General features: G+C 70.3%; 1 protein-coding gene. It reads left to right on the forward strand.

All coding sequences use genetic code 11. From position 1 onward, the window contains the following. Positions 1-541, forward strand: a 541-nt coding sequence (locus tag ADL29_RS06765) for an ATP-binding cassette domain-containing protein (protein WP_157878409.1), incomplete at its 5' end; no start/stop codon positions are given. Positions 542-781 lie beyond the last annotated feature (240 nt).

Genomic DNA, 781 nt, shown 5'->3' on the forward strand with positions numbered 1-781 from the left:
CGAACTGCTGCGCCACATCGCCATCGTGTTCCAGGACGTCTACCTCTTCGACGACACCATCCGCGCGAACATCGCGCTCGCCCGTCCCGATGCCACCGATGCGGAGATCGAGGCGGCCGCGCGGGCGGCCAACGTCCATGAGTTCGTGGACCGACTCCCCCGCCGCTACGACACGCGCGTCGGCGAGATCGGTTCGGCGCTATCCGGCGGTGAACGCCAGCGGATCTCTATCGCCCGGGCCATCCTCAAAGACGCGCCCGTCGTCCTGCTCGACGAACCGACGGCGGCCCTGGACACCGAATCGGAGGTGGCGGTGCAGCGGGCCATCGACAACCTGGTGGCCGATAAGACCGTCGTCGTCATCGCCCACCGGCTCTCCACGATCGTCGGCGCGGACCAGATCCTCGTGGTCGACGGCGGCCGCATCGCCCAGCGCGGCACCCACACCGACCTGCTCGCCGACGCCGAGGGCCGCTATGCGCGCATGTGGTCGGCGCAGCTGGCAGTCCGCACGTGGCACGTGCCCGCAGCCGGCCGATGAGGAGACCGCCGCGGTCGCCCTTCAGCAACGAAGGGCGACCGCGGCGGCGTGGCTGTCGTCCATGACGACATCAGCGAGCGCCCAGCCTGGGGGACAGCAGCCGGTGTGTCGCTCTCAGCTATCGGTCGGAACGTCCGGTATCGGATCTCCGAGCAACGGATCGGGAAGGCCGGCCCAGCCCTCGACGCCGAGCGACAGCTCGCGGTCGTCGAGCAGCGTGGCGTCCAGGACGCCGCGGAG

It is taken from the genome of Streptomyces chattanoogensis, assembly GCF_001294335.1.
GTDB lineage: Bacteria > Actinomycetota > Actinomycetes > Streptomycetales > Streptomycetaceae > Streptomyces > Streptomyces chattanoogensis.